Here is a 25,993-nt window from a genome sequence, read left to right on the forward strand (position 1 = left end):
GCGGGTCAGGCGCCGGCCAGGGAGCGCAGGGCGTCGGCGCGGGCGGTGCTTTCCCACGGGAGGTCGAGGTCGGGGCGGCCGAAGTGGCCGTACGCCGCGGTCGGGGCGTAGATCGGGCGCAGCAGGTCCAGGTCGCGGATGATCGCGGCCGGACGCAGGTCGAAGACCTCGCTGATGGCCGACTGGATCTTGGTCGGGTCGACCGTCTCGGTGCCGAACGTCTCGACGAACAGGCCCACCGGGGCGGCCTTGCCGATCGCGTACGCCACCTGCACCTCGACCCGTCCGGCCAGGCCCGCGGCGACCACGTTCTTGGCCACCCAGCGCATCGCGTACGCGGCCGAACGGTCCACCTTGGACGGGTCCTTGCCGGAGAACGCGCCGCCGCCGTGGCGGGCCATGCCGCCGTAGGTGTCGACGATGATCTTGCGGCCGGTGAGCCCGGCGTCGCCCATCGGGCCGCCGATCACGAAGCGGCCGGTGGGGTTGACCAGCAGCCGGGTGCTGTCGGTGTCGAGGCTCAGCTCGGCCAGCTCCGGCTCCACCACGTGCTTGCGCACGTCGACCCCGAGCATCTGCTCCAGGTCGATCCCGTCCGCGTGCTGGGTGGACACCACGACGGTGTCGAGCCGCACCGGCTGCTCGCCCGCGTACTCGATGGTGACCTGGGTCTTGCCGTCCGGGCGCAGGTACGGCAGCACGCCGTCCTTGCGGACCGCGGTCAGCCGGCGCGACAGGCGGTGCGCGAGCGCGATCGGGAGCGGCATCAGCTCGGGCGTGTCCGAGCAGGCGTAGCCGAACATCAGGCCCTGGTCGCCCGCGCCCTGGCGGTTGATCTCGTCCTCGTCCGACTCCACCCGCGACTCGTACGCGGTGTCGACGCCCTGGGCGATGTCCGGGGACTGCGACCCGATCGCCACGTTCACGCCGCAGGAGTTGCCGTCGAAGCCCTTGGCCGACGAGTCGTAGCCGATGCGCAGGATGACGTCCCGCACGATGGTGGGGATGTCCGCGTACGCCTCGGTCGTCACCTCTCCCGCGACGTGCACCTGGCCCGTCGTGATCAGGGTCTCGACGGCGACCCGGCTGCGCGGGTCCTTGCTCAGCAGGCCGTCGAGGATCGAGTCGCTGATGGCGTCACAGATCTTGTCGGGGTGGCCCTCTGTCACGGATTCCGACGTGAACAGCCTTTTCGTGGACGCAGACACGACCTCGTCACTTCCCTCGGTCAAGCGGTGGCGCCCCACCGGATTTCAGGCGCTCTTGGCACAGCCCACCCTACCCAGCGGGCCTGTAGCTAGAGTCGACGTTCGGTCAACGCTGTTACGGCGTCCCACAATGTGGCCGCCAGCCGGGCTTTAGCGCCCTGCGAGATGACCTGCTCAGCGCCGTCCGAGGCGAGCAGCCAGCCCGAATTGTCCTCGGTGCCGAACGCTTTGCCGTCGCCGACCGCGTTGACCACGAGCAGATCCGCGCCCTTGCGCCGGAGCTTCGCGCGGGCGTGGTCCAGCACGCTGCCGTTCTCGTCTCCGGTTTCCGCGGCGAAACCCACCACGATCTGCCCGGAACGCCGCGCCTGCACCAATTCGGCGAGGATGTCGGCGTTGCGGTCGAGCGTGATCACCGGGTCCGGGCTGTCGTCGGACTTCTTGATCTTGTGGTCGGCCCGCGTGGCAGGGCGGAAATCCGCGACCGCGGCGGCCATCACGACGACATCCGCGTCCGCCGCGGCGGCGTGCACCGCTTTGCGCATTTCCTCCGCGGTCGACACGCGCTGCAGCGTCGCGCCCGCCGGGGGCGGCAGTTCGTCGGTGTGCCCGGCGACCAGCGTCACCTCGGCCCCGCGCTGAACGGCGACGCGGGCGAGCGCGAAGCCCTGTTTGCCGGACGAGCGGTTGCCCAGGTAGCGGACCGGGTCGAGCGGTTCGCGGGTGCCGCCGGCGGAGATCACCACGCGCAGGCCTTCGAGATCCCGCGGCAGCGCGCGGGGCTCGGCGAGCAGCAGCCGGGCCAGGTCGACGATCTCGGCCGGGTCGGCGAGCCGTCCCTTGCCGGTGTCGACGCCGGTCAACCGGCCGGCGGCGGGTTCGGTGACGACCATGCCGCGCGAACGCAGCAGCGCCACGTTGTCGCGGGTGGCCGGGTGCTCCCACATCTCGGTGTGCATCGCCGGGAAGAAGGCGACCGGGCACCGGGCGGTGAGCAGGGTGGTGGTGAGGAGGTCGTCGGCGAGCCCGTGCGCGGCCTTGGCCAGCAGGTTCGCGGTCGCCGGGACGACCAGCACGAGGTCGGCCTCCTTGCCGACCCGCACGTGCTGCACCTGCGGCACCTCGGTGAAGACCCCGGTGTGCACCGGGTTCCCCGACAGCGCCTCGAAGGTCGCCGCGCCGACGAAGTTCAGCGCGGCCTCGGTGGGCACGACGCGGACGTCGTGCCCGGTTTCGGTGAGGCCCCGCAGGACCTCGCACGCCTTGTAGGCGGCGATCCCGCCGCCCACGCCCAGGACGACCCTGGGCCTGGCGTCATTCACCCTCGGTGTGCTCGAGCAGCCCGCCGTGGATCTCGCGCAGCGCGATCGACAGCGGCTTCTCGCGGGGGCCGGGCTCGACCAGCGGGCCCACGTACTCCAGCAGGCCCTCGCCCAGCTGCGCGTAGTAGTCGTTGATCTGCCGGGCCCGCTTGGCCGAGTAGATCACCAGCGCGTACTTCGAGGAGACCTTCTCGAGCAGGTCGTCGATCGGCGGGTTGGTGATGCCTTCGAGCTCTTCCAGCGTCGCCTGTTGCACAGTCACTCGTGCTGCTCCGTATCGTCACATCGATCGGCGGCGGAATCGCCACCGCCGGTAATCAAGTCTAGCAACCGCCGCGCGGCGACCTCGACGTCGGCGTTCACGACCCGTTCGTCGAACTCCCCGGCCGCGGCCAGTTCGCGTTCCGCCTCGGCCAGCCGGGCGGCCACCGCGGCCTCGGTCTCGGTGCCCCGGCCGGTGAGCCTGCCGACCAGCTCCTCCCAGGACGGCGGCATCAGCATGACCAGCCGCGCCTCCGGCATCGCGGCCCGGACCTGGCGGGCGCCCTGCAGTTCGATCTCCAGGACCGCCGGACGGCCTTCCGCCAGCGCCTTCTCCACCGGCTCGCGCGGCGTCCCGTACCGGTTGCCCGCGAACTCGGCCCACTCCAGCAGCCGGTTCCCGGCCACCATCCGGTCGAATTCGGCGGAATCCACGAAGTGGTAATGGTTTCCGTCGACCTCGCCCGGCCGCGGCGCCCGCGTCGTCACCGAAACGCTGAAGTACAGGTTCGGCTCGAGCCGGCGCAGCTGTCCCACCACACTCGACTTCCCGACGCCGGAAGGGCCGGAGACGACCGTGAGCCGGGGGCGGGAGAACTCCCCCGCCACCGGCTCACTGCCGCGGTCGGCGCCCCGGGTCACCGGGTAGTCCTGACCGACGCCGCTCACTCGCCGCTGAACTCGGCCAGCAGCGCCTTGCGCTGCCGGTCGCCGAGCCCGCGGAGCCTGCGGCTGGGGGCGATCTCCAGTCGTTCCATCGTCTGCTGGGCGCGCACCTTGCCGACGCCGGGGAGCGCCTCGAGCAAGGCCGAAACCTTCATCTTGCCGAGGACTTCGTTCTCCTCGGCCTGCTTCAGCACGTCGACCAGAGTGGTACCGCCCCGCTTCAGCCGCTCCTTCAGCTCAGCACGGATGCGGCGGGCGGCGGCGGCCTTCTCCAGCGCCGCAGCACGCTGTTCCTCTGTCAGCTGGGGAAGTGCCACGTTTTCCTCCGGTAGTTCTCACATCTGGGTGGGTGACGCGACGGTACCCACCCCTGAGCAGGGGCCACAATGCGGGGGTGGCTGGTGGAGCGCGATTCCGGGGCCTGCTATTGGCCTTTTTCGCGCAGTCGGCCCAACCGGCCGTTCACCTCTTGGGCCGCACGGCGTAACGCGGCGGGGTCCGGCCCGTGGCGCAGCAGGTCTCGCGAGGACGCCGGGAGCAGGCCCGGGAGCCCTTCCCCGAAAACTGCCCGCAAATCCGCCTCAGTTGCCCCCTGCGCCCCGAAACCGGGCGCGAGCACCGGTCCGTTGAGCCGGCTCAGGTCGACTTCCCCGGGAGCCACAGTGGCCCCTACGACCACGCCGACGTCGCCGTAGGGCTCAGCACCTGCGTTGTGGTCCGCAGCAGCGTCTACGACGCTCTGAGCGACCGTACGGCCGTCTTCGAGCCGCGCGCGCTGCAACGCGTCCGCTTCCGGGTTGGACGTGCGCGCGAGCACGAAGAGCCCGTTGCCCGCTTCGCGCGCCGCCGTGACAGCCGCGTCGAGAGCGCCGAAGCCGAGGTACGGCGACACCGTGGCCGCGTCGGCGGTGAAAGCCGCCTTCTCGGCCACGTACGCCGCCGTGTAGGCCGCCATGGTGGAGCCGATGTCTCCACGCTTGACGTCCAGCAGGACGAGCGCTCCGGCGTCGTGAGCCACGTCTACGACGCGTTCGAGCACCGCCACCCCGGCGGGGCCGAACGCCTCGAAGAACGCCGACTGCGGCTTCACGATCGCCGCCACCTCGCCCAGCGCCTCCGCGGCGCTGAGCGCGAAGCGTTCGAGCCCGCTCGCGTCGAGCGGCAGGCCCCACGCCTCGATCAGGCCCGGATGCGGGTCGATCCCGGCGCACAGCGACCCGCGCGCGGCCACCGCTTCGGCGAGCCGCGCCCCGAATCGCGCGGTCACGACGTCGCCTTCAGCGCGGCCTGGAGGTCCTGCAGGCTGCGCACGCCGATGTCGCCGCGGATAAGCGCTTCGATGCCGTGCACGGCCGCCGCGGCGCCCTGCACCGTGGTGATGCACGGAATGTCGCGCGACACCGCGGCGGTGCGGATTTCGTAACCGTCCACGCGCGGTCCGCTGTTTCCGTACGGCGTGTTGATCACCATGTCGACGTCGCCGGCGAGGATCACGTCGACGATGTTCGGCTCGCCGGTTCCCGGGTCCGGCTCGGAGTGCTTGCGCACCACCGAACAGGCAACCCCGTTGCGCCGCAACACTTCCGCAGTGCCGGTGGTGGCGAGGATCTCGAAGCCGAGGTCGGCCAGCCGTTTCACCGGGAACACCAGCGAACGCTTGTCGCGGTTGGCGACGGAGACGAATACCCGGCCCGAGGTGGGAAGGGATCCGTAGGCGCCGCTTTGGGATTTCGCGAATGCTTTCCCGAAGGAGGTGTCGACGCCCATGACTTCGCCGGTGGATTTCATTTCCGGGCCGAGCAGGGAGTCGACGCCGTGTCCTTCCGGGGTGCGGAACCGGTGGAACGGCAGCACGGCTTCCTTGACCGCGACCGGGGAGTCGGCGGGCATCCGGCCGCCGTCGCCCTCGGCGGGCAGCACGCCGGAGGCGCGCAGGTCCTTGATCGTGGAGCCGGTCATCACCAGCGCCGCGGCCTTGGCCAGCGGGACGGCGGTGGCCTTGGACACGAACGGGACGGTGCGGGAGGCGCGCGGGTTGGCTTCCAGGACGTAGAGCACGTCGTCCTTGAGCGCGTACTGCACGTTGAGCAGGCCGCGGACGCCGACGCCGCGGGCGATGGCCTCGGTGGAGCGGCGGACCGCGTCGAGGTCCTGCGCGCCGAGGGTGATCGGCGGCAGGGCGCAGGAGGAGTCGCCGGAGTGGATGCCGGCTTCCTCGATGTGCTCCATCACGCCGCCGAGGTAGAGGTCCTCGCCGTCGAACAGGGCGTCCACGTCGATCTCGATCGCGTCGTCGAGGAACCGGTCGACCAGCACCGGGTGCTCGGGGGTGACCTCGGTGGCGCGGCGGATGTAGCCGGCCAGGGACTCCTCGTCGTAGACGATCTCCATGCCGCGCCCGCCCAGCACGTAGGACGGGCGGACCAGGACCGGGTACCCGATCTCGTCGGCGATCCGCTTCGCGCCCTCGAACGAGGTCGCCGTCCCGTACTTCGGCGCGGGCAGCCCGGCCGCGGCCAGGACCTCGCCGAACGCGCCGCGGTCCTCGGCCAGGTCGATCGCCTCCGGCGGCGTCCCGACCACCGGCACCCCGGCGTCGGCGAGCCGCTGAGCGAGCCCGAGCGGGGTCTGCCCGCCCAGCTGCACGATCACCCCGGCCACGGTGCCGGACTGCTGCTCGGCGTGCACGACCTCGAGCACGTCCTCGAACGACAGCGGCTCGAAGTACAGCCGGTCGCTGGTGTCGTAGTCGGTGGACACGGTTTCCGGGTTGCAGTTGACCATCACGGCCTCGAACCCGGCCTCGCGCAGCGCGATCGCCGCGTGCACGCAGGAGTAGTCGAACTCGATGCCCTGCCCGATCCGGTTCGGCCCGGACCCGAGGATCAGCACCTTCGGCTTGTCGCTTTGCACCGCGACCTCCGAGGTCGCGGCGGGGTCGGTCTCGTAGGCCGAGTAGTGGTACGGGGTCTTCGCCGCGAATTCCGCCGCGCAGGTGTCGACCGTCTTGAACACCGGCCGCACCCCCAGCCGGTGCCGCAGCGCCCGCACGCCGTCCTCGCCCGCGAGTTCCGGGCGCAGCGCGGCGATCTGCCGGTCGGACAGGCCGGTGCGCTTGGCCCGCCGCAGCAGCTCGCCGTCCAGCACCGGTGCGTCGCGGACCTCCGCGCCGACCTCGCCGATCAACGCGATCTGGTCGATGAACCACGGGTCGATCCCGCTCGCCTCGTGCACCTGCTGCACGGTCGCGCCCAGCCGCAGCGCCCGCTCCACCTCGTAGAGCCGGCCCTCGTGCGGCGTGCGCAGCGAGTCCAAAGTGGACTCCAACGTCGCGCCCTCGGGGTCGGGCCGGGTCCAGAACCCGGTCGCCTTCGTCTCGATCGACCGCATCGCCTTCCCGAGCGCCTCGGGGAAACTGCGGCCGAACGACATCGCCTCGCCGACCGACTTCATGGTCGTGGTCAGCGTCGGGTCCGCGCCCGGGAACTTCTCGAACGCGAACCGCGGGATCTTCACCACGACGTAGTCCAGCGCCGGTTCGAACGACGCCGGGGTCTCGCCGGTGATGTCGTTGCGGATCTCGTCGAGCGTGTAGCCGATCGCCAGCTTCGCCGCGATCTTCGCGATCGGGAAACCCGTCGCCTTCGACGCCAGCGCACTGCTTCGCGACACGCGCGGGTTCATCTCGATCACGACCATCCGGCCGTCGACCGGGTTGAACGCGAACTGGATGTTGCAGCCGCCGGTGTCCACCCCGACCTCGCGCAGCACCGCGATCCCGACGTCGCGCATCACCTGGTACTCGCGGTCGGTCAGCGTCATCGTCGGCGCCACGGTGACCGAGTCGCCGGTGTGCACGCCCATCGCGTCCACGTTCTCGATCGAGCACACGACCACCACGTTGTCGTGCTTGTCGCGCATCAGCTCGAGCTCGTACTCCTTCCAGCCGAGCACGCTCTCCTCGATCAGCACCTCGGTCACCGGGGACTCCGCCAGCCCGGTCGAGGCCAGCCGCTCCAGGTCTTCGGGCGTGTGCGCCATGCCCGAACCGAGGCCGCCCATCGTGAACGACGGCCGGATCACCACCGGCAGCCCGAGTTCCGCGACCGTCGCGCGGACCTCGTCCATGTCGTGGCACACCCGCGACCGCGGCACGTCCGCGCCGACCGTGCGCACGATGTCCTTGAACTTCTGCCGGTCCTCGCCGCGCTGGATCGCGTCGATGTCCGCGCCGATCAGCTCCACGCCGTACTTCTCCAGCACGCCGCGCTCGTGCAGCGCCACCGCGCAGTTCAGCGCCGTCTGCCCGCCCAGCGTGGCCAGCAGCGCGTCCGGCCGCTCCGCCGCGATGACCTTCTCCACGAAGTCCGGCGTCACCGGCTCGATGTAGGTCGCGTCCGCGAACTCCGGGTCCGTCATGATCGTCGCCGGGTTCGAGTTCACCAGCGACACGCGCAGGCCCTCGGCCCGCAGCACCCGGCAGGCCTGCGTGCCCGAGTAGTCGAACTCGGCCGCCTGCCCGATCACGATCGGCCCGGAGCCGATCACCAGCACGTGCTGGATGTCCGTCCTCTTCGGCATCAGGCCTTCTTCTCCATCAACTCAACGAATTCGTCGAACAGGGGCGCGGCGTCGTGCGGACCCGCGGCCGCTTCGGGGTGGTACTGCACGGAAAACGCCGGGACGTCGAAGGCGCGCACGCCCTCGACCGTGTCGTCGTTCGGGCAGTAGTGGCTGATTTGCGCGGCCCCGTAAGGGGAATCGAACCGCTGGCCCGGCTCGCCTTCGAGGGCGAAGCCGTGGTTCTGCGCGGTGATCGCGACCCGGCCGGTCGCCACGTCGATCACCGGGATGTTGATCCCCCGGTGCCCGTAGCGCATCTTGTAGGTGCCCAAACCCAGGGCGCGGCCCAGGATCTGGTTGCCGAAACAGATCCCGAACAACGGGATCCGCTGCTCCAGAACGGTTTTCGTCAACGCCGTCGCGTGCGTCGTCGTCGCCGGGTCGCCCGGTCCGTTGGACAGGAACACCCCGTCCGGCTCCAGCGCCAGCAGCTCCTCCGCGCTCGTGCTCGACGGCAGCACGTGCACCTCGATGCCCCGCTGCGTCATCAGCCGCGGCGTGTTCGACTTGATGCCCAAGTCCAGCGCCGCCACCCGGAACCGGCGTTCGCCTTGCGCCGCAACGACATACGGCCGCTCCGTGGAGACCTCCCCGGCGAGATCCGCGCCCTTCATCTGCGGACTCGCCAGCACCTCCGCGACCATCTGCTCGTCGCTGCCCAGCGCGTCGCCGGAGAACACCCCGGCACGCATCGCTCCCTGCTCGCGCAGATGCCGCGTCAGCGTCCGGGTGTCCACTTCGGAAATCCCGACCACACCCTGGCGCACCAGTTCCTCGTCCAGCGTGCGCTTCGCCCGCCAGCTCGACGGCGTGCGCGCGGGATCCCGCACCACGTAACCGGAAACCCAGATCCGGGACGACTCGTCGTCCTCGTCGTTCCAGCCCGTGTTCCCGATCTGCGGCGCCGTCTGCACCACGATCTGCCGGTGATACGACGGATCCGTCAGCGTTTCCTGGTACCCCGTCATGCCGGTGCAGAACACCGCCTCGCCGAGGGTCCGCCCGCGCGCGCCGTACGCCGCGCCGCGGAACACCCGGCCGTCTTCGAGAACCAGGGCGGCGGGGCCGCGAGTGCCGGTGCTCACTGGGCACCTCCCTTGATGTCGTGATCGGAAAGTTCTTCGATCCATTGTGGATAGTCGTCGAGGTCGTCGCCGCGGAATCCGGTGTCCAGCGCGACCTCGCCGAGCCGCCAGGTGATCACCAGCAGCACGTCGGTGCCGGTGACCTTCCCGGCGAGCCGGGAGTCGCGGCGGATCCCGGTGATCGAGGCGCGCGGGATCCAGAAGTCCGGCAGCCCGCCGCGTTCCACGGCGATCCCGTCCGGGTGCAGCCGCCAGACCGCGCCGGAGCGCGGGCCCGCGCCTCGCGTGACGACCCGGTCCTGCCAGTTGCCCGCGGTCGTGGTGCCCACGTACACGCCGGTCGATTCCAGCTTGAACTCGCCGGGATTGGCCGGGATCTCCGGGAACGGCGCGATCCGCGCGCTCTGCGAACGCGCCTTGCGCCGCCAGCCCACCCACATGCCCCACAGGCACAGCAGGAAGAACGCGACGATCCCCAGCGTCAGCAGCAACCGCTCCATCAGCAGATCTTCCCCTCGCGCGCGGTGATCCGCCCGCGCAGCAGGGTCGCCGTCACCACGCCGGGCAACCGCATTCCCTCGTACGGGGTGTTGGCCGCGATGCTGGCCAGTTCGGCGCCGCGCACGGTCCATTCGGCGTCCGGGTCGACCAGCGTCAGGTTCGCCGGTTCGCCCGCTTCGATCGGACGGCCGTGCCCGGCCAGGTTCCCGACCTGCGCGGGCCGCTCGCTCATCACGCGGGCGACGCCGCGCCAGTCGAGCAGACCGGTCTTGACCATCGTCTCCACGACCACCGACAGCGCGGTCTGCAAGCCGAGCATGCCGGGCCGGGCCGCGGCCCATTCGGTGTCCTTGTCCTGCGGGGCGTGCGGGGCGTGGTCGGTGGCGACGCAGTCCACGACGCCCTCGGCCAGCGCGGCGCGCAGCTTCTCCGCGTCGCCGCCGGTGCGCAGCGGCGGGTTGACCTTGTTGACCGGGTCGTAGGTCTCCAGCCGGTCGTCGGTCAGCAGCAGGTGGTGCGGCGTGACCTCGGCCGACACCTTCGTGCCGCGTTCCTTCGCCCAGCGCAGCACGTCGACCGTGCCCGCGGTGGAGACATGGCAGACGTGCAGCCGCGCGTTCGCGTGCAGCGCCAGCAGGCAGTCGCGCGCGACGATCGACTCCTCCGCCGACGCCGGCCAGCCCGCGTAGCCCAGCCGCGACGCCTGCTCGCCCTCGTGCGCCTGCGCGCCGACGGTGAGCCGCGGTTCCTCGGCGTGCTGGGCGATCACCGCGTCGAGCGCGGTCGAGTACTCCAGCGCGCGGCGCATCAGCAGCGGGTCCGCGACGCACACGCCGTCGTCGGAGAACACCCGCACCGCCGCGGTGCCCTTGGCCATCGTGCCCAGTTCGGCGAGCTTCTCGCCCTTGAGCCCGACGGTGACCGCGCCGACCGGGTGGACGTCGACCAGGCCGACTTCCTGCCCGCGCCGCCACACGTGGTCGGTGACGAGCGCGTTGTCGGCAACCGGGTTGGTGTTGGCCATGGCGAACACGGCGGTGTATCCGCCCAGCGCGGCCGCGGCGGAACCGGTGTCGATGGTCTCGGTGTCTTCGCGGCCCGGTTCGCGCAGGTGGGTGTGCAGGTCGACGAACCCGGGCAGGAGGACCTGGCCCTTGGCGTCGAGCACCTCGGCGCCCTCGGGAACGCTCACCTTGCCGATCGCGGCGATCACGCCGTCTTCGACCAGGACGTCCACCGGCTCGCCCTCGCCGTACGGGCGGGCACCCTTGATCACGATGCTCACGCGGCAGCTCCTTCACTGGCCAGGAGGTGGTAGAGGACCGCCATGCGCACGTGCACGCCGTTGCGGACCTGTTCGGTAATGGCTGAGGAGGGGGAATCCGCGACCGCGGAAGAGATCTCCATGCCGCGCAGCATCGGGCCGGGGTGCAGCACGACGGCGTGGTCCGGCAGCAGCGCCTGGCGGCGTTCGGAGAGGCCGTAGGAGATCGAATATTCGCGCGCCGACGGGAAGAAGCCCCCGTGCATGCGCTCGGCCTGGACGCGCAGCATCATCACCGCGTCGACCGCGGGCAGCTCGGCGTCGAGGTCGTGGGACACCGTGACCGGCAGCTTCTCCACGCCGACCGGCAGCAGCGTCGGCGGCGCGACGAGCACCACCTCCGCGCCGAGGGTGCTGAGCAGGTGGATGTTCGACCGCGCGACCCGGCTGTGCAGGACGTCGCCGACGATCGCGATCCGCCGGTCCTTCAGCGAGCCGAGGCGTTCGCGGAGCGTCGCCGCGTCCAGCAGCGCCTGCGTCGGGTGCTCGTGCATGCCGTCGCCCGCGTTGACCACCGCGGTGCCCGGACCGGCGAGCCAGCCCGACAGCCGGTGCGCGGCCCCCGAGGCGGGGTGCCGGATGATCACGCAGTCGGCGCCCGCGGCGGCGAGCGTGAGCGCGGTGTCCCGCAGCGATTCGCCCTTGTTGACCGAGGAGCTGGACGCGGAGACATTGATCACGTCCGCGCTCATCCACTTCCCGGCGATCTCGAACGACACCCGGGTGCGCGTGGAGTTTTCGTAGAACAGCGTGATCACGGTGCGGCCGCGCAGCGTCGGCAGCTTCTTGACCTCGCGGCCGAGCAGCGTGTGCTTCAGCTCGTCGGCGGTGTCGAGCACGGCGGTCGCGGTGTCCGCGTCGAGCCCGTCGGTGGCGAGCAGGTGCTTCACCGGGTTTCTCCTTCCGGCGCGCGCAGCAGCACCGCGTCCCGGCCGTCGGTTTCGGACAGCAGCACGGAGACGCCTTCGGCGCGCGCGGTGGGCACGTTCTTGCCGACGTAGTCGGCGCGGATCGGCAGCTCGCGGTGGCCGCGGTCGACGAGCACGGCGAGCTGGACGGCACGCGGGCGGCCGTGGTCGCGCAGGGCGTCGAGGGCGGCGCGGATGGTGCGGCCGGAGAACAGGACGTCGTCGACGAGGATGACGACCCGGTTGTCGATCCCGTCCGGCGGCAGCTGCGTCTGCTCGAGCGCGCGCGGCGGACGGCGGCGGAGATCGTCGCGGTAGAGCGTGACGTCGAGGGCGCCGTGCGGCGGCTCGGCCCCGGCGAACTCGCCGATCTTCCCGGCGAGGCGCGCGGCCAGCGGAGTGCCGCGCGTGGGGATGCCGAGCAGCACCGGGTACTGCTCCGGCGGACCGGCTCCGAGAGCGGTCTTCTCGATGACCTGGTGGGCCATCCTCGCGATCGTGCGCGCGACATCGCCGGCAGAAAGCAGCTCGCGCTCTCCCGCCGGCTCCGCCGCGCCACGCGGACGTGACGACAAGGCGGACCTCCTTCCCCGCCTCTCTGGACGGGTCCTTAAAGGACGTCGGCAACCGGCTGCTGCCGGAAACCGCACCGACAGTAGCAGGCGCGGTCAATCAGTCTTCCGGGTGGTACGCGCACGGCCGCCACCTGCGCGGACCGACCTTCTGCTTGACCTGGTGACAACTATGCGTAACCATTACTCTGAGTATTCGACTCGAGGAGTCCCCTCTCCGGTCCTCCGGCCGGGCAGGGGCGATGAAACGGAGAACCACCAGATGGGCGATTACGCCAAGGCGCTCGGGGCCAAGCTCCGCGGGATCCGCCAGCAGCAAGGCCTGTCCCTGCACGGGGTCGAGCAGAAGTCCGGCGGACGCTGGAAGGCCGTCGTGGTCGGCTCGTACGAGCGCGGCGACCGGGCGGTGACCGTCCAGAAGCTGGCCGAGCTGGCGGACTTCTACGGCGTGCCGGTGGTCGAACTGCTGCCGGAGGGCCGGGTCCCCTCGGGAGCCGAGCCCGCCACGAAGATCGTGATCAACCTGGAGCGGCTCCAGCAGCTGCCCGCGGAGAAGGTCGGCCCGCTCGCCCGGTACGCGGCCACGATCCAGAGCCAGCGCGGCGACTACAACGGCAAGGTGCTCTCCATCCGCACCGAGGACCTGCGCTCGCTCGCCATCATCTACGACATGACCCCCGGCGAGCTGACCGAGCAGCTCATCGACTGGGGCGTCCTCCCGCCGGAAGCCCGCCCGTCCAAAGAGGACTGAGCACTGATGGCGGCAGCGGCCGCGCACGACGCGGCGGGCTTCCCGCGCCCGGGGAACCGGGAACGCCCGCCGCGCTTCGCTTCGCCGCCGCGACTGGCCGGACCTCGGGTGATCCGGCCTGACCGGGAGCGCTGACCTGCTCTGTTCCACCCGTGCGGCGCATCGGCGACCTCCGCCTGTTGTTCTGCCCGGAATCCCCGGCGAATTCCGGCGCATTTCCACGCCGAGGCTGTTTCCCGCCCTGGCAGCTTCCCGCCGCGAGCTTCGGAGGCTGGCGGATTCCTTGCCTGGCCTGGGGTTTTACTTCGTCCGCGACCGGTTTTCGCGCGGGACGCCTCTTCCGAAATGCGGCTTCGCCGCTACCTGACAGGACATTTCCGCCTCGGCCGCGATTCCGGTGTGCCACCGGCCACGGGAAAGCTGGCGCCTCCGCGCTCCCCCGCCAAAACTCCTGGTAGCCCGGCTTCGCCGCATTCCCACCCGGACATTTCCACCGCAGCCGCGATCCAGCTCCCCGCCCGGCCACCGGAATGGCCTGCCCCGCCATGCTCCCCCGCCAAAACTCCCGGCATCCGGCTTCGCCGCATTCCCACCAGGACATTTCCGCCCCAGCCGCGATTCCGACTTCCCATCCGGCCACCGGAAAGCTTGCCCCGCCGCGCTCCCCCGCCAGACCCCTGGCAGCCCAGCTTCGCCGCATTCCTACCAGGACATTTCCGCCCCAGCCGCGATTCCAGCTCCTCACCCAGCCACCGGAATGGCCTGCCCCGCCGCGATTTCCCGAGGTCCGCCGACCGGCTCTCGCACCGCTCCGGCGAAGTGCTCACTCACCGCAGCGAGTCCGGGAACCCGCCGCCCCAACCGCGCCGGATCGCCGGAAAACCGGCCCGGCCGAACGCCCGCGAAGGGCGCCTGCCGACCGGTTCTGATTCCGCTCGGTGATCAATTTTCTCTCCGACCGCCCCTCGCACCAGCCGCCTCGGGCCGGCGGTGACCCGATCAGGCAGCGGCCATTCAGGTGGCCGTTTCCCCCAGCCGGGTTACCTCCGGCTACCGAGCCGTCAGGGCTACAGGATCGCGCGCAGCCGGTCGGCGATCGTGCCGATGCGGCCGAGCACGCCGTTGATGAACCGGGGCGAGTCGTCCGTCGAAAGTTCCTTCGCGAGGCCGACCGCTTCGTCGATCGCGACCGCGTCGGGGACGTCCTCCGACCACAGCATTTCGTACACGCCGACGCGCAGCACCGCCAGATCCACCGGCGGCATCCGCTCCAGGGTCCAGCCCTGCGAGTGTTCGGCGAGGAGTTCGTCGATCCGCTCGCGGTGGGCCGTGACGCCCTCGACGACGGTGATCGTGTAGTCCGCGATCGGGTCGACCTCGACCGCGCCGACCCGGTCGGCCAGCAGCGTGACCGGGTCGGCGGACCGCTGCGCGGCCTCGTACAGCATCTCGACCGCGCGCCGGCGGGCCTGCCGCCTGCTGATCGCGCCGCCGCGGTTCGGGTGCGGGGGAAGCTTGTCCGCCATCAGCTGGAGACGCGGCCGAGGTAACGGCCGTCGCGGGTGTCGACCTTGATCTTCTCGCCGGTCGAGAGGAACAGCGGGACCTGGATCTCCGCGCCGGTCTCGAGCGTCGCCGGCTTGGTGCCGCCGGTGGAGCGGTCGCCCTGCAGGCCCGGGTCGGTGTGCTGGATGACCAGCTCGACCGAGGTCGGCAGCTCGACGTACAGCGGCTCGTTCTCGTGCACCGCGACCTGGACCTCGGTGTTCTCGAGCATGTAGTTCGCGTTGTCGCCGACGGTCTCGGCGGGCACGGTGATCTGGTCGTAGGTGTCGCCGTCCATGAAGACGAAGTCCGCGCCGTCCTTGTACAGGTACGTCATGTTCCGGCGGTCCACCGTGGCGGTCTCGACCTTCGTGCCCGCGTTGAAGGTCTTGTCGACGACCTTCCCGGTCAGCACGTGCTTGAGCGTGGTGCGCACGAACGCGCCGCCCTTGCCCGGCTTGACGTGCTGGAACGCGGTGACGCTCCACAGCTGGCCGTCCAGGTTGAGGACGAGTCCGTTCTTCAGGTCGTTGGTGGTGGCCACGAGTCTTCAGGTCTCCTGTGTTCGATCTCTTCGGCCGCGGCCGTCAGACGGCCACGAGGTCCTTGGTGCTCAGGGTGAGGAGTTCGGGTCCGGAGTCCCGCACGACGAGCGTGTCCTCGATGCGCACGCCACCGCGCCCCGCGAGGTACACGCCGGGCTCGACGGTGACCGCCATACCGGCGGACAGTGTACCGACGCCCGCCGCGGCGAGGCTCGGTGCCTCATGCACTTCCAGCCCGACGCCGTGGCCGAGACCGTGCGCGAACTGCTCCCCGTACCCGGCGTCGGCGATCACCGAGCGGGCCGCGGCGTCCACTTCGGACACCACCGCGCCGGGCCGGACGGCCTCGACGCCCGCCGCCTGGGCGCGGTGCACGAGGTCGTAGATCTCGCGCTGCCAGTCCGCGGGTTCGCCGAGGACGACCATGCGGGTCATGTCCGAGTGGTAGCCGTCGACGGTGGCGCCGAAGTCGAATTTCACGAAGTCGCCGCGGCGCAGTTCGGCCCCGGTCGGGCGGTGGTGCGGAATCGCCGAGTTCGGCCCGGCGGCGACGATGGATTCGAAGGAGATCCCGGACGAACCGTGCTCCAGCATCCGGTTCTCCAGGTCGCGGGCCACTTCCAGCTCGGTCCGGCCCGGCCGCACTCCCCCGGCCTCGATCAGGGCGGCCAGCGCGCGGTCGGCGGCGGCGCACGCGGCGCGCAGGGCGGCGATCTCGACCTCGTCCTTGACCACCCGCAGCTGCTCGACCAGCCCCGGCGTGCGGACCAGTTCGACGCGGTCGAAGCGCACCTTGAGGTTCTCGTGCTCCTCGACGCTCACGTGCTGGCTCTCGAACCCGGTCCGGCCGTAGCCCTGCTCCGCCGCGTGCGCCGCGAGCGCGCGGGCGCTGGCGCGGTCGAGCACGCGCCGCAGGTCGGGCACCTCGGATTCCGACTGGGTCGTGTAGCGCCCGTCGGTGCAGAACACGGTCTTCGCGTCGCCGTCCGCGTGCAGCAGCAGCGCGGCGTTCGACCCGGTGAACCCGGTCAAGTAGCGGATGTTGAGCAGGTTGGTGACCAGCAGCGCGTCGACCCCGTTCTCGTGGAGCAGGGCGGCGAGCGCGGCACGGCGGTGAGCGTGGATTTCCGGCACCCGGCCAGCTTAACCAGCGGCTTCCGGGCCTCGTTCCGGCCGCGGTTTCAGGACGGCCTACTGGCGGTTAACTTCGGCGCGCCTACACTCCGTCCATGCTGGGTGCCTGGTTGACGCGCGGGCTGGTCATGGCGGTCGTGCACGCCGCCGCGATGACGCTGCTCGCCAAGTGGTCCGTGTTCCACCCGACCGGCCAGACGCTGTTCACGTCGCTCACCATCGCCGTACTGGTCGGCCTGGCGGCGCTGTGGAGCGCGATCGACGGCTGGCGCGGCCTGCGCGACAGAGGGCGCGCGTGGTTCATCGCCGCGCTGGTCGCGGGCGTGGTGTCCGGCATCCTGTACGTGCTCGGGCGGGCGATTTTCGTCGACCAGACCGGGGTTTCCGAACTGGGCGCGGCGCTCACCGGCGGGGCGGCGTTCTCCGCGCTGCTGGTGCTCGTGCCCGCCGGACTGGGGCTGTTCGTCGGCGGCCGGATGCGCCGTCCGGCGGCGGAGGACGATTCCGAGCCCGCACCGGAGCCGGACGACGAGGACGAAGACGGAACCGGCAGCCGCTCCGGCGAACTCGAACTCCCGCCGAGCCCGACCCCGCGGACCGCTCCGAAGCCGTCGCCGGTCAGCCGCCCAGCGGCAAGCCGCGCGCGGCGCCGTCCCACTGTCGCGGGTCGATCTCCTGCACCCCGGAACCGTTGAGGTCCACGATCGTCGTGTCCGGCAGGCCGTAAAGCTGCCCGTCGAGCACCATGCCGTAGCCGCGGCCGTACGCGTGCACGACGGTCGCCCCGGACCGCAGACGGGTTTTGACCGGCACCTCCGGCACCTGCGGCAGCGGCCGGTCGACCAGTTCCCCGGCGAGCACCGCGGCGACTGAACGCCGGTCGACCCGGATCCGCTCGCCGCGGCGGTACAGGTCGATCATCCGGTCCGGCGACGGCATCGCGACGCCGTCGAAGGTCGCCGTGCTGCGCGAGTGGGTCGAGCAGCCGCCCGCGCCCTTCACGTCGAGCCCGAAGTGCTTGAGCCCGGTCGGCGCGCCCGCCGGGCCGATCTCGGTGGCGCGCACGACGTCCAGCGAAACCAGGTCGCACGGATCGCTGACCGACGTCGGCGCGTGCCCGTCGGGACGGCGGACGAGGCCGGGGCCTTCCTTCCACGCGCCCGGAATCACGACCGATTTGTACGGCTGCATCGTGAAATCGCGGTCCCAGAAGGTGATCGTGGTGCCGTCGGAGGTTTCGTGCGCGATGGCGAAGGCGTCGAGCGCGCCGACCCACTCCAGATCCACGCTGAACGCGTCGACCACCGAACGGGTCCGCGGCGCGGCGGTCGTCGCGGTGGGCTCGAATCCCTTCTCCCCCAACGCTTCCACGCCCTCGCGGAACGCCGGGTCGTGCGCCCGGATCACGAACTGGCCGGCCCCGTTCCAGCCCGCGGCGCGACCGGTGGTGTCGGTGAACATCAGGTAGTACCAGCCGTCGAGGAAGACCACCGAGGGCTGCCCGGCGCCGTAGACGTTGGCGCGGTGGACGTCGTGGGACGCGCCGAGAATCGGTTTGCCGCCGTTCGACCGGGTCCAGTGGATGCCGTCCGGGCTGGTGGCCATGCCGATCGCGTTGCCGAGCGCGTGGTCGCCCGCCGCGCCGGTGTAGTACATGAAGTAGGTGCCGCCGACGCGCAGCACGGACGGATCGCAGGTGTGCATGCCGTCGAAGTTGCCGGGCGCGCCGGACAGCACCGCGGCGGGCGCGCCGCCACCCGGCCCGGTGAAGGGCCCGTCGGCCGAGGGGCCTTCGGCGTAAAGAATGTCGTCGCCCGGCGGCGGGGCGCTGCTGTACTGGCTGCACCACCAGATCCGGGTGCGGCCGTTCTCGACCATCACGGTGGGGCCGTAGTTGTAGGACGCGTCCGCGGCCCCCGCCACGACCACGCCGCCGCTCTGCCTGCTGGCCCCCGCGGCCAACGCGACGTCCGCCGCCCGAGGCGGCTCCTTGGGCGGTTGCGAAGCCCCGCCCGCGATCCCGCCGTGCCCGGTGCCCTCGGCCTGCGGCTGGGCCAACGTCTGACTGCACCCGGAAACGAGAGACCCGGCGATCAGCAGCGAGAGCAGCTGACGCACGGGTCGCCGACCCCCACGACGAAACGGGTGCATGATCGCCGAGTGTAGCGACAACGGCACCGGATGGGTGAACCACGTCGCGCATCTGCCGGTCGGGCGGCGGGTTTGCCGAGGGCTTGCTTTTCGGCTGCCAGGCCCGCGATGGAGGAGGCGGCTGACGGCGGCGGGAACGGGTTGTGCTGCCGGATCTGCCCTGCTGCGGGTGGTTTCGCGGCCGCCTGCTCGGCAGGGGCGGCGCCTCTGCTGAGCACTCCGGCCGCAACGCCTGACGGTGCGGCACCGCTCCTGCCCGCCACGTTCGCGTAACCAGCCACGCCGACATTCGCCCGGCCGCAACGCCGGAAAGCACACGGCACCGCACCCGTCCACCGCGTTCACGCAACGGTCCATCCCACGGCCGACGATCGCCCGGCCACAACACCGAAGAGCGTCCGGTACTGCCGGTTTACTCGGCCGCAAGGCGCGGTTCGCCCCGTCAACTCAGGACGAAGGCCGCAACGCGCCGTGCCTTCCGGAAACCGCGCGGCGCCGCAACTGCCTCGTCACGGCGGTTTCCGGCCGTCAGTTCAGGACTGGTGCGCGGCGATCCAGCGCAACGCGAGGCCGTAACCCTCCACCCCGAGACCGACGATCACTCCGGTCGCGATGTCGGAAAGCACGCTGTGGTGCCGGAATTCCTCGCGTTTGTGCACGTTGCTGATGTGCAGCTCGATCAGCGGCGCGGTGAGCTGGGCGGCGGCGTCGCGGACGGCGATCGAGTAGTGCGTCCACGCGCCCGCGTTCAGCACGACCGGCGCGCCCGCGTCGGCGGCCTCGTGCAGCCAGCCGACCAGTTCGCCTTCGTGGTCGGTCTGCCGCACCTCGACGTCGAGGCCCAGCTCCTGGCCGGTCGTGACGCACAGGTGCGCGAGATCGTCGTGCGTGGTGGAGCCGTAGACGTCCGGCTCGCGCTTTCCCAGCCTGCCGAGGTTGGGGCCGTTGAACACGAACGCCTTCACAGCAGCACGCTCCCGCCGTTTTCCGGGGCCTCGGCCGCGATCGCCGAGTACGCGGCGGCGAGCAGCGACGGGTCGGGGCCTTCCAGCCGGCCGGGTTTGCCGAGTCCGTCGAGGACCACGAACCGCAGCACGCCGGAGCGGGTTTTCTTGTCGCCCTTCATGGTTTCCAGCAGCTGGGGCAGCGCGTCCGGGGCGTAGGTGGTGGGCAGGCCGATCAGTTTGAGCACGGAGGCGTGCCGGTCAGCGGTGGCGTCGTCGAGGCGTCCGGCCAGGCGGGCCAGTTCCGCCGCGAACACCAGGCCGACGCTGACCGCCGCGCCGTGCCGCCAGCGGTAGCGTTCACGGCGTTCGATGGCGTGGCCGAGGGTGTGGCCGTAGTTGAGGATCTCGCGCAGGTCGGATTCGCGCAGGTCGGCGGCGACGACGTCGGCCTTCACCTGGATCGAGCGGCGGACCAGCTCGGCGAGCACGTCGCCGGCCGGGTTGAGCGCCTGCTCCGGGTCGGCCTCGATCAGTTCGAGGATCCGCGGGTCGGCGATGAACCCGGTCTTGACGATCTCGGCCATCCCGGCGACGAGTTCGTTGCGCGGCAAGGATTCCAGCGTCGCGAGGTCGACGAGGACGGCCGAGGGCTCGTGGAAGACGCCGACGAGGTTCTTGCCCGCTTCGGTGTTGATCCCGGTCTTCCCGCCGACCGCCGCGTCGACCATGCCGAGCAGCGTCGTCGGCACGTTCACCAGCCGGACGCCGCGCATCCAGGTGCCCGCGACGAACCCGGCGAGATCGGTGACCGCCCCGCCGCCGAGCGCGACGACCACGCCGCGCCGGTCCAGGCCGATCCGGCCGAGCACCTCCCAGCAGAAGCTGGCGACCGAGAAGGCCTTGCCGTCCTCCGCGTCGGGAATCTCGACGCGGTGCGCGTCGAGCCCGGCCGCGGCCAGCTCGTCGCGGACGGCCTCGGCGGTGGCGGTGAGCGTCGGCGGGTGGATCAGCGCGACCTTGGAGGCGTCGGCGAGCTGCTCGGTGAGTTCGCCGAGCAGGCCGCGCCCCACGAGCACGTCGTACGGCTGCGCGGTGGCGACCCGGATCCGGACGGGCGGGGTGGCGGACACGGTTCTCCTCACTGCTCCCGGACCGGGCGGTCCTGGGCTGGGTGGTGACTCGGCGTCGGGTTTTTCCGGCCGACGCGGGCGGGGTGGCTGGCGGGGACGGGACGCTGGCTCGCGGGGGGAAGGGCTCGCGTTGGCGGGACCGGATGGCCGTGGCTCAGTGGCGTCTGCTGCTTCCCGACGACGCGGACAGAGTGGCTGGCGGGGGCCGGATGCTGGCTCGCGCGGGAAAGAGCTGGCGTTGGCGGGACCGGATGGCCGCGACTCAGTAGCGTCGGCTGTTTCCCGACCACGCGAACAAGGTTGCTGGCAACGACGGCATGCCGGTTCGCGCGGGGAAGAGCTGCCGCTGGCGGGACCGGCTGACTGATTCGGCGCGACCCTGCCCGCCGCACCCCGTTCGGCTTGGCTGATCGGCCGCGGCAAGCCCGGTCTCGGTGGCCACTATCCAGTGGAGCTGAGGCGCGGCAGTTTCGCCAGCCAGCCCGGATCGGCGCGAGCGGCGGGGCTGACTCGCTCACGCCTTTCTGGCCGACCGCCAGCAAACCCTGCCGAGCGCGCCGACCAGCGCGGCACAACAACGCGGTTCGCATACGGCTCGGCGCGGCCGACCGGGTGGGCTCGTTTACACCGCCCTGACCGACCGCCAACAAAGCCCGCCGACCAGCCCCGCACGACACCGCAGACCGCACGCGGCTCGGTGCCGGTCGGGCGGGGCCGGGCTGGCGCCGCTGGGCGGGGCCGGGCCGGTGGCGGGTCACTGTTCGCGGACCCGGTCGGGTTCGAGGGCGGCGACCGCGGCCGCGACGACCTCTTCGGGCGTTCGCTTGTCAGTTTCGATCTCGACGGTCGCCACCTCGCGGTACACCGGCAGCCGTTGGTCGAGGAGGGCCTTGAAGGTGGCGCGCGGGTTGATGCCGGCGAGCAGCGGGCGGGCGCTGGACATCCCGGTGCGCTGCACTCCGGCGGCGAGGCCGACGTTCAGGAACACCACCGGGTGCTCCCGCAGCCGGGCGCGGGTGCCCGGGGCTAGCGGGGCGCCGCCGCCGAGGGAGAGGACTCCGTCGTGTTCGGCGAGGGCGGTGGCGACCGCTTCCTCCTCGAGCGCGCGGAACGCCGGTTCGCCGTCGTCGGCGAAGATGTCGGAGATGGCGCGTCCGGCGCGGGCGACGATGTCGTCGTCGGTGTCGCGGAAGGCGACGCCGAGCGCGGCGGCCAGCAGCGGGCCGACCGTGCTCTTGCCCGAGCCCGGCGGTCCGATGACGACCGCGCGCGGGCTCACCAGCGCTCCTCGAGCGCCTTCAGGTACGCCTGCGCATTGCGCCGGGTCTCGGCCAGCGAGTCGCCGCCGAACTTCTCCAGCGCCGCGTCCGCGACGACCAGCGCCACGACCGACTCCAGCACCACGCCCGCGCGCGGCACCGCGCACACGTCGGAACGCTGGTGGATCGCCACCGCGGGCTCGCCGGTCCGGACGTCCACTGTGGACAGTGCCTTGGGCACGGTCGAGATCGGCTTCATCGCGACGCGCACCCGCAGCGGCTCGCCGTTGGTGATGCCGCCCTCGAGCCCGCCCGCGCGGTTCGACCGGCGCGTGACGCCGACCGGTCCGGTGCCGCGGTCGATCTCGTCGTGCGCCTGGCTGCCCCAGCGGCGGGCGGTGGTGAAGCCGTCGCCGACCTCGACGCCCTTCATCGCCTGCACGCCCATCAGCGCGCCGGCGAGCCGCGCGTCGAGACGCCGGTCCCAGTGCACGTGCGAGCCGAGGCCCGGCGGCAGCCCATAGACGATCACCTCGATGACGCCGCCGACCGTGTCGCCGGCCTTCCGCACCGCGTCGACCTCGGCGACCATCGCCTCGGTCCCCTCGGCCGAGAACGCGCGCACCGGGCTCTCGTCGATCGCCGCGAGGTCGGCCGGCTGCGGAAGCGGGCCGTCGGGCGCGTCGGCGCCGCCGATCGAGACGACGTGGCTCAGCACCTCGGCCCCGAGCAGCTGCCGCAGGAAGTTCCGCGCGACGGTGCCGAGCGCGGTCCGCGAGGCCGTCTCGCGGGCGCTGGCGCGCTCCAGGACGGGACGGGCCTCGTCGAAGCCGTACTTCTGCATGCCGGGCAGGTCGGCGTGCCCCGGGCGGGGCCGGGTCAGCGGCTCGTTGCGTGCGAGCCCGGCGAGCTCGGCCTCGTCGACCGGATCGGCCGCCATGACCTTCTCCCACTTGGGCCACTCGGCGTTCTCGATCTGGACGGCGATCGGGCCGCCCTGGGTGACCCCGTGCCGGACCCCGCCGAGGAACTGGACCTGGTCGGTCTCGAAGCCCATCCGCGGGCTGCGGCCGAACCCGAGCCGGCGCCGCGCGAGCTGCGCGGAGAGGTCCGAGGTCGTCACCTCCACCCCGGCAGGCAGCCCCTCCAGCACAGCGGCGAGGGCGGGTCCGTGCGATTCTCCAGCGGTGATCCAGCGCAGCACCGGACAATCCTGTCACGGCCGGTCCGAGTGCCTGGCAGAGCCCCTGGCCTCAGGCGATGCCCGTTCCAGCGGCTGGGAAGACCGCGCACGCCCAGGTGGCCAGAACGAGGCCGGGGCCGTAGGGGACGCGGAGGGGGCCGGCGCGGATCCGGGAGCGGACGGGCTCGGGCGGCGGGACTGCAGCGCCGGTTGGCGTGGAGGCGGTGCCAGCCGAGGCAGCAGGAGGGCCGGGCGGCACCGCGGCGGGGTCGGTCGGCGCGAGGGCCACGCCGGGTGGTGCGGGAACGGGACCGGTCGGCGTGGAGTCTGGTGCGGTCGGCGCGGCAAGACGCTCAGGGAGCACCGCAGCGCTCCCGAGCGGCCGGAGGACAGCGCCAGGTGGCAGGCAAGCAGCACCGGCCGAGGCAGCAGGAGGGCCGGGCAGCACCGCAGCGGGATCGGGCGGCGCGAGCGCCACGCCGGGTGGCGCGGGCACGGTGCCGGTCGGCCCGGAGTCTGGTGCGGTCGGCGCGGCAAGACGCTCAGGGAGCACCGCAGCGCTCCCGAGCGGCCGGAGGACAGCGCCAGGTGGCAGGCAAGCAGCACCAGCCGACACAGCAGAAGGACCGGGCAGCACCGCAGCGGGATCGGTCGCCGCGAGCGCCACGCCGGGTGATGCGGGAACGGCACCGGTCGGCGTGGAGGCGGCGCCTGTCGGCGCGGCAAGACTCTCAGGGAGCACCGCAGCGCTCTCGGGGGGCGGGACTGCAGCGCCGGTTGGCAGGCAAGCAGCGCCGGTCGACGCAGCAGAAGGGCCCGGCCGCACCGCAGCGAGGTCAGTCGGTGCGAGGGCCACGCCGGGCGCGGGAACGGTGCCGGTCGGTGTGGTCGGCGCGGCAAGACGCTCAGGCACCACGGCAGCGCTCCCGAGCGGCCGGAAGACAGCGCCAGTCGGCAGGTTAGCAGCGCCGATCGACGCAGCAGAAGGGCCCGGCAGCACCGCGGCGAGGTCAGTCGGTGCGAGCACCACGCCGGGTGGCGCGGGAACGGCACCGGTCGGCCCGGAGTCTGGCGTGGTCAGCGCGGATGGCTGGGTGCGGTCGGCCGTCGGTCGTGCGGGAACAGAGTGGTTCGGGGTGAACTCGGGGAGTTCTCCTGCGATTTCGAGGCAATCAGTCTCGGACGAGCCGGTGCGGGGTGAGGCGGGCGGCCGGGCAGAAGATTCGCGCGATTGGCGGAACCGGCGCATCAACCACATCGGCGCCACCCCCGCCAGGCTCACCAGTGCCGCCAGTACCGCCGCTACTGCGGGGGCCAGTCCGCCGACTGCGCCCAGGACGGCACCGAAGGAACCGGCCAGTTTCACGTCCCCTGGGCCCAAGCCACCGGGCGACAGGCGGTGGACGACCAGGTGCGTCCCGCCGAACAGCAGGCATCCCAGTACTGCTCCGGCGGCCAGCCGCCAGCCTCCGCCGCTGAGGGCGGCGAGGGTGAGGGTCAGGGCGACGACGGGGTAAGCGGGCAGCGTGAGGACGTCCGGGAGGCGGCGGTGTCGGGCATCGGCGAGAGCGAGCGGTACGCCGAGCACCGAAACCAGCCACGCCACCGGCAGCCACCACGCCGGGAACGCGCCCTCGTCGGCACGCGACGCGGCCACCGCGACTGCCGCGAGGGCGGTTGCCATGCCGAGCACGGCGGGGACCGGGGCACCGGCTTTCTTCGTCATCGCCAGCAGCACGGGGACCACCGCCCCGGCCGCGAGCACTGCTGTCAGGACCATGCGGCCAAGCCTGTCCCCACCGCCTGGACCAGGGCAAACAAATCAGGGAGCGAGGGGACCCCTCGTGCGCGACACGCCGGAAGGTTCACCCGGCGGTGGCGCCTTCAGCCGGGAGAAGAAGCCCCGGCGAGAGAAGAACGGCGGTATCCGGTCGGGTTGACGCCCCGCAGCCGTTTGAACGCGGAGCTGAACCCGAACGCGTCCGAGTACCCCACCGCGCGCGCCACCTCCGCGATCGGCATCGACGGCTGGTCCGTCAGGAGGTCCGAGGCCAGGGTCATCCGCCATCGGGTCAGGTACGTCATCGGCGGCTCCCCCACCAGATCCGCGAAGCGTTTGGCCAGCGTGGAGCGCGAAACTCCGACCCGGGAGGCCAGCGTGACGACCGTCCACGGAGCTGCCGGATCCGCGTGCAGCAAGCGAAGCGCCGCGCCGACCACCGGGTCCCGCTGGGCCGCCCACCACGGCGGCGGGGTGCCGCCCGGGCGGTCGAACCAGTCGCGCAGCAGGCAGACCAGCATCCAGTCCAGGAGGCGGTCCAACACCACCTGCTGACCGGGCGCGTCGACGGCCAGTTCGGCGGCCAGATGGTCCAGCACCGGGTCTTCCTCGGCCGGCGAAGGCGGTCGGACCACGACCGGCAGCGCGTCCAGCAACGCGGACATCCGGCCGCGGCTCCGAACGGGATAAGCGCCGACGATCAGGTTCGTCTCGCCGTGCAACGGATCGTTCCAGCCCAGGTGATGCTGGGTGCCGCCGTGCTCGGGAGTGGCGCAGAACTCGCCGCATTCGACGGGGGCGGCGGGGGTGTCCAGGCGGTCCACGAAGGAGAACGGCCCGCGCACGAGGATGGTCTCGCGCGCCCGCAGCAGCTCCGGCGGATGGTCTTCCGGCACGATCCAGCCCTCGCCGCTCAGCAGCGTGCACAGGGTCAGCGGCGCACCGTCCACAAACCGCAGCGACCACGGTGCGGACAGGGCCGTGCAGCCGAACAGCGAGCCGTGCGCCCGGACCCCGCGGATCAAATCGCTGAACGCGTCCACTCCCCCGAGATTAGACGAATGGACAGGCGATCCGGCGTCTGACCTATGGGATCGT

The 25,993-nt window shown here is 71.7% G+C and carries 24 protein-coding genes; 2 read left to right on the top strand and 22 right to left on the bottom strand.

What is annotated here, in order from left to right; genetic code table 11:
• Nucleotides 1-5: 5 nt before the first annotated feature.
• The 12 genes from metK to pyrR form a co-directional block, all read right to left on the bottom strand.
• Nucleotides 6-1,208: a methionine adenosyltransferase gene (metK, locus tag F9C12_RS10650; protein WP_409181824.1), complete on the bottom strand. Its 1,203-nt coding sequence runs from the start codon at nucleotides 1,206-1,208 to the stop codon at nucleotides 6-8.
• Nucleotides 1,209-1,297: 89 nt separating this feature from the next.
• Nucleotides 1,298-2,530, bottom strand: a complete 1,233-nt coding sequence (coaBC, locus tag F9C12_RS10655; protein WP_409465757.1) for a bifunctional phosphopantothenoylcysteine decarboxylase/phosphopantothenate--cysteine ligase CoaBC — start codon at nucleotides 2,528-2,530, stop codon at nucleotides 1,298-1,300.
• On the bottom strand, nucleotides 2,523-2,792 hold the full coding sequence (gene rpoZ / locus F9C12_RS10660) for a DNA-directed RNA polymerase subunit omega (protein ID WP_020658117.1): 270 nt from the start codon (nucleotides 2,790-2,792) through the stop codon (nucleotides 2,523-2,525). Before rpoZ ends, coaBC begins: the two co-directional genes overlap by 8 nt.
• Nucleotides 2,789-3,460, bottom strand: a complete 672-nt coding sequence (gene gmk / locus F9C12_RS10665; protein ID WP_409181826.1) for a guanylate kinase — start codon at nucleotides 3,458-3,460, stop codon at nucleotides 2,789-2,791. Before gmk ends, rpoZ begins: the two co-directional genes overlap by 4 nt.
• Nucleotides 3,457-3,774: an integration host factor, actinobacterial type gene (gene mihF, locus F9C12_RS10670; RefSeq protein WP_003096398.1), complete on the bottom strand. Its 318-nt coding sequence runs from the start codon at nucleotides 3,772-3,774 to the stop codon at nucleotides 3,457-3,459. Before mihF ends, gmk begins: the two co-directional genes overlap by 4 nt.
• A gap of 107 nt (nucleotides 3,775-3,881) precedes the next feature.
• Nucleotides 3,882-4,724 (bottom strand): orotidine-5'-phosphate decarboxylase, encoded by an 843-nt coding sequence (gene pyrF, locus F9C12_RS10675; protein ID WP_409181827.1) that lies wholly within the window; start codon nucleotides 4,722-4,724, stop codon nucleotides 3,882-3,884.
• Nucleotides 4,721-8,038, bottom strand: coding sequence for a carbamoyl-phosphate synthase large subunit (carB, locus tag F9C12_RS10680; protein WP_409465758.1), 3,318 nt, complete (start codon nucleotides 8,036-8,038; stop codon nucleotides 4,721-4,723). Before carB ends, pyrF begins: the two co-directional genes overlap by 4 nt.
• Nucleotides 8,038-9,210: a glutamine-hydrolyzing carbamoyl-phosphate synthase small subunit gene (gene carA / locus F9C12_RS10685; RefSeq protein ID WP_409181829.1), complete on the bottom strand. Its 1,173-nt coding sequence runs from the start codon at nucleotides 9,208-9,210 to the stop codon at nucleotides 8,038-8,040. The genes carB and carA overlap by 1 nt, the downstream gene beginning before the upstream one ends.
• The gene (locus F9C12_RS10690; protein ID WP_409465759.1) at nucleotides 9,162-9,665 is read right to left on the bottom strand and encodes a transporter; all 504 of its coding nucleotides are present in this window, start codon (nucleotides 9,663-9,665) and stop codon (nucleotides 9,162-9,164) included. Before F9C12_RS10690 ends, carA begins: the two co-directional genes overlap by 49 nt.
• Nucleotides 9,665-10,951 carry a dihydroorotase gene (locus F9C12_RS10695; protein ID WP_409465760.1) on the bottom strand — a complete coding sequence of 429 codons (1,287 nt, stop codon included), beginning with the start codon at nucleotides 10,949-10,951 and terminating at the stop codon, nucleotides 9,665-9,667. Before F9C12_RS10695 ends, F9C12_RS10690 begins: the two co-directional genes overlap by 1 nt.
• The gene (locus tag F9C12_RS10700) at nucleotides 10,948-11,880 is read right to left on the bottom strand and encodes an aspartate carbamoyltransferase catalytic subunit (protein ID WP_009075805.1); all 933 of its coding nucleotides are present in this window, start codon (nucleotides 11,878-11,880) and stop codon (nucleotides 10,948-10,950) included. Before F9C12_RS10700 ends, F9C12_RS10695 begins: the two co-directional genes overlap by 4 nt.
• Entirely contained in the window at nucleotides 11,877-12,473 is a 597-nt protein-coding gene (gene pyrR, locus F9C12_RS10705) for a bifunctional pyr operon transcriptional regulator/uracil phosphoribosyltransferase PyrR (protein ID WP_406629558.1), read from the bottom strand. The genes F9C12_RS10700 and pyrR overlap by 4 nt, the downstream gene beginning before the upstream one ends.
• Nucleotides 12,474-12,732: 259 nt before the next feature.
• Here pyrR and F9C12_RS10710 point away from each other — a divergent pair, with 259 nt between their 5' ends.
• A complete protein-coding gene (locus F9C12_RS10710; RefSeq protein WP_003096372.1) occupies nucleotides 12,733-13,221 on the top strand; it encodes a transcriptional regulator in 489 nt (162 codons plus the stop codon).
• Nucleotides 13,222-14,288: 1,067 nt separating this feature from the next.
• Here the strand turns inward: F9C12_RS10710 and nusB are convergent.
• From nusB to F9C12_RS10725, 3 genes are read right to left on the bottom strand one after another with little or no spacing between them, the layout of a single operon-like run.
• Entirely contained in the window at nucleotides 14,289-14,747 is a 459-nt protein-coding gene (gene nusB, locus F9C12_RS10715; RefSeq protein ID WP_409465761.1) for a transcription antitermination factor NusB, read from the bottom strand.
• Nucleotides 14,747-15,310 (bottom strand): elongation factor P, encoded by a 564-nt coding sequence (gene efp, locus F9C12_RS10720; protein ID WP_009075786.1) that lies wholly within the window; start codon nucleotides 15,308-15,310, stop codon nucleotides 14,747-14,749. The genes nusB and efp overlap by 1 nt, the downstream gene beginning before the upstream one ends.
• Nucleotides 15,311-15,353: 43 nt before the next feature.
• Entirely contained in the window at nucleotides 15,354-16,445 is a 1,092-nt protein-coding gene (locus tag F9C12_RS10725; RefSeq protein ID WP_409465762.1) for a M24 family metallopeptidase, read from the bottom strand.
• Between the two features lie 95 nt (nucleotides 16,446-16,540).
• Between F9C12_RS10725 and F9C12_RS10730 the strand changes: the two genes are divergently transcribed.
• Nucleotides 16,541-17,140, top strand: a complete 600-nt coding sequence (locus F9C12_RS10730; RefSeq protein WP_409181834.1) for a B-4DMT family transporter — start codon at nucleotides 16,541-16,543, stop codon at nucleotides 17,138-17,140.
• Here F9C12_RS10730 and F9C12_RS10735 read toward each other — a convergent pair.
• The 7 genes from F9C12_RS10735 to F9C12_RS10765 all read right to left on the bottom strand — a co-directional run bounded on the left by F9C12_RS10735 (nucleotide 17,064) and on the right by F9C12_RS10765 (nucleotide 25,938).
• Nucleotides 17,064-18,554 (bottom strand): beta-xylosidase, encoded by a 1,491-nt coding sequence (locus tag F9C12_RS10735; RefSeq protein WP_409466989.1) that lies wholly within the window; start codon nucleotides 18,552-18,554, stop codon nucleotides 17,064-17,066. The genes F9C12_RS10730 and F9C12_RS10735 overlap by 77 nt on opposite strands.
• A gap of 575 nt (nucleotides 18,555-19,129) precedes the next feature.
• On the bottom strand, nucleotides 19,130-19,561 hold the full coding sequence (gene aroQ / locus F9C12_RS10740; RefSeq protein WP_409181835.1) for a type II 3-dehydroquinate dehydratase: 432 nt from the start codon (nucleotides 19,559-19,561) through the stop codon (nucleotides 19,130-19,132).
• A complete protein-coding gene (gene aroB / locus F9C12_RS10745; protein WP_409465763.1) occupies nucleotides 19,558-20,673 on the bottom strand; it encodes a 3-dehydroquinate synthase in 1,116 nt (371 codons plus the stop codon). The genes aroQ and aroB overlap by 4 nt, the downstream gene beginning before the upstream one ends.
• 754 nt (nucleotides 20,674-21,427) lie before the next feature.
• Nucleotides 21,428-21,952, bottom strand: a complete 525-nt coding sequence (locus F9C12_RS10750) for a shikimate kinase (protein ID WP_409181837.1) — start codon at nucleotides 21,950-21,952, stop codon at nucleotides 21,428-21,430.
• Nucleotides 21,949-23,136 carry a chorismate synthase gene (aroC, locus tag F9C12_RS10755; protein WP_409181838.1) on the bottom strand — a complete coding sequence of 396 codons (1,188 nt, stop codon included), beginning with the start codon at nucleotides 23,134-23,136 and terminating at the stop codon, nucleotides 21,949-21,951. The genes F9C12_RS10750 and aroC overlap by 4 nt, the downstream gene beginning before the upstream one ends.
• Before the next feature lie 49 nt (nucleotides 23,137-23,185).
• Nucleotides 23,186-24,895, bottom strand: a complete 1,710-nt coding sequence (locus F9C12_RS10760) for a prepilin peptidase (protein ID WP_409465764.1) — start codon at nucleotides 24,893-24,895, stop codon at nucleotides 23,186-23,188.
• Nucleotides 24,896-24,999: 104 nt separating this feature from the next.
• The gene (locus F9C12_RS10765) at nucleotides 25,000-25,938 is read right to left on the bottom strand and encodes an AraC family transcriptional regulator (protein ID WP_409465765.1); all 939 of its coding nucleotides are present in this window, start codon (nucleotides 25,936-25,938) and stop codon (nucleotides 25,000-25,002) included.
• Nucleotides 25,939-25,993: the final 55 nt, after the last annotated feature.

Origin of the sequence: Amycolatopsis sp. GA6-003, assembly GCF_046267895.1 — a bacterium.
Taxonomy (GTDB): domain Bacteria; phylum Actinomycetota; class Actinomycetes; order Mycobacteriales; family Pseudonocardiaceae; genus Amycolatopsis.

Bases quoted from the DNA above. Each gene is read 5' to 3' on its own strand.
- carB (WP_409465758.1), bottom strand. From the start codon at position 8,038: ATGCCGAAGAGGACGGACATCCAGCACGTGCTGGTGATCGGCTCCGGG.
- carA (WP_409181829.1), bottom strand. From the start codon at position 9,210: ATGGATCGAAGAACTTTCCGATCACGACATCAAGGGAGGTGCCCAGTG.
- F9C12_RS10690 (WP_409465759.1), bottom strand. From the start codon at position 9,665: ATGGAGCGGTTGCTGCTGACGCTGGGGATCGTCGCGTTCTTCCTGCTG.
- F9C12_RS10710 (WP_003096372.1), top strand. From the start codon at position 12,733: ATGGGCGATTACGCCAAGGCGCTCGGGGCCAAGCTCCGCGGGATCCGC.
- nusB (WP_409465761.1), bottom strand. From the start codon at position 14,747: ATGGCGGACAAGCTTCCCCCGCACCCGAACCGCGGCGGCGCGATCAGC.
- F9C12_RS10730 (WP_409181834.1), top strand. From the start codon at position 16,541: ATGCTGGGTGCCTGGTTGACGCGCGGGCTGGTCATGGCGGTCGTGCAC.
- F9C12_RS10760 (WP_409465764.1), bottom strand. From the start codon at position 24,895: ATGGTCCTGACAGCAGTGCTCGCGGCCGGGGCGGTGGTCCCCGTGCTG.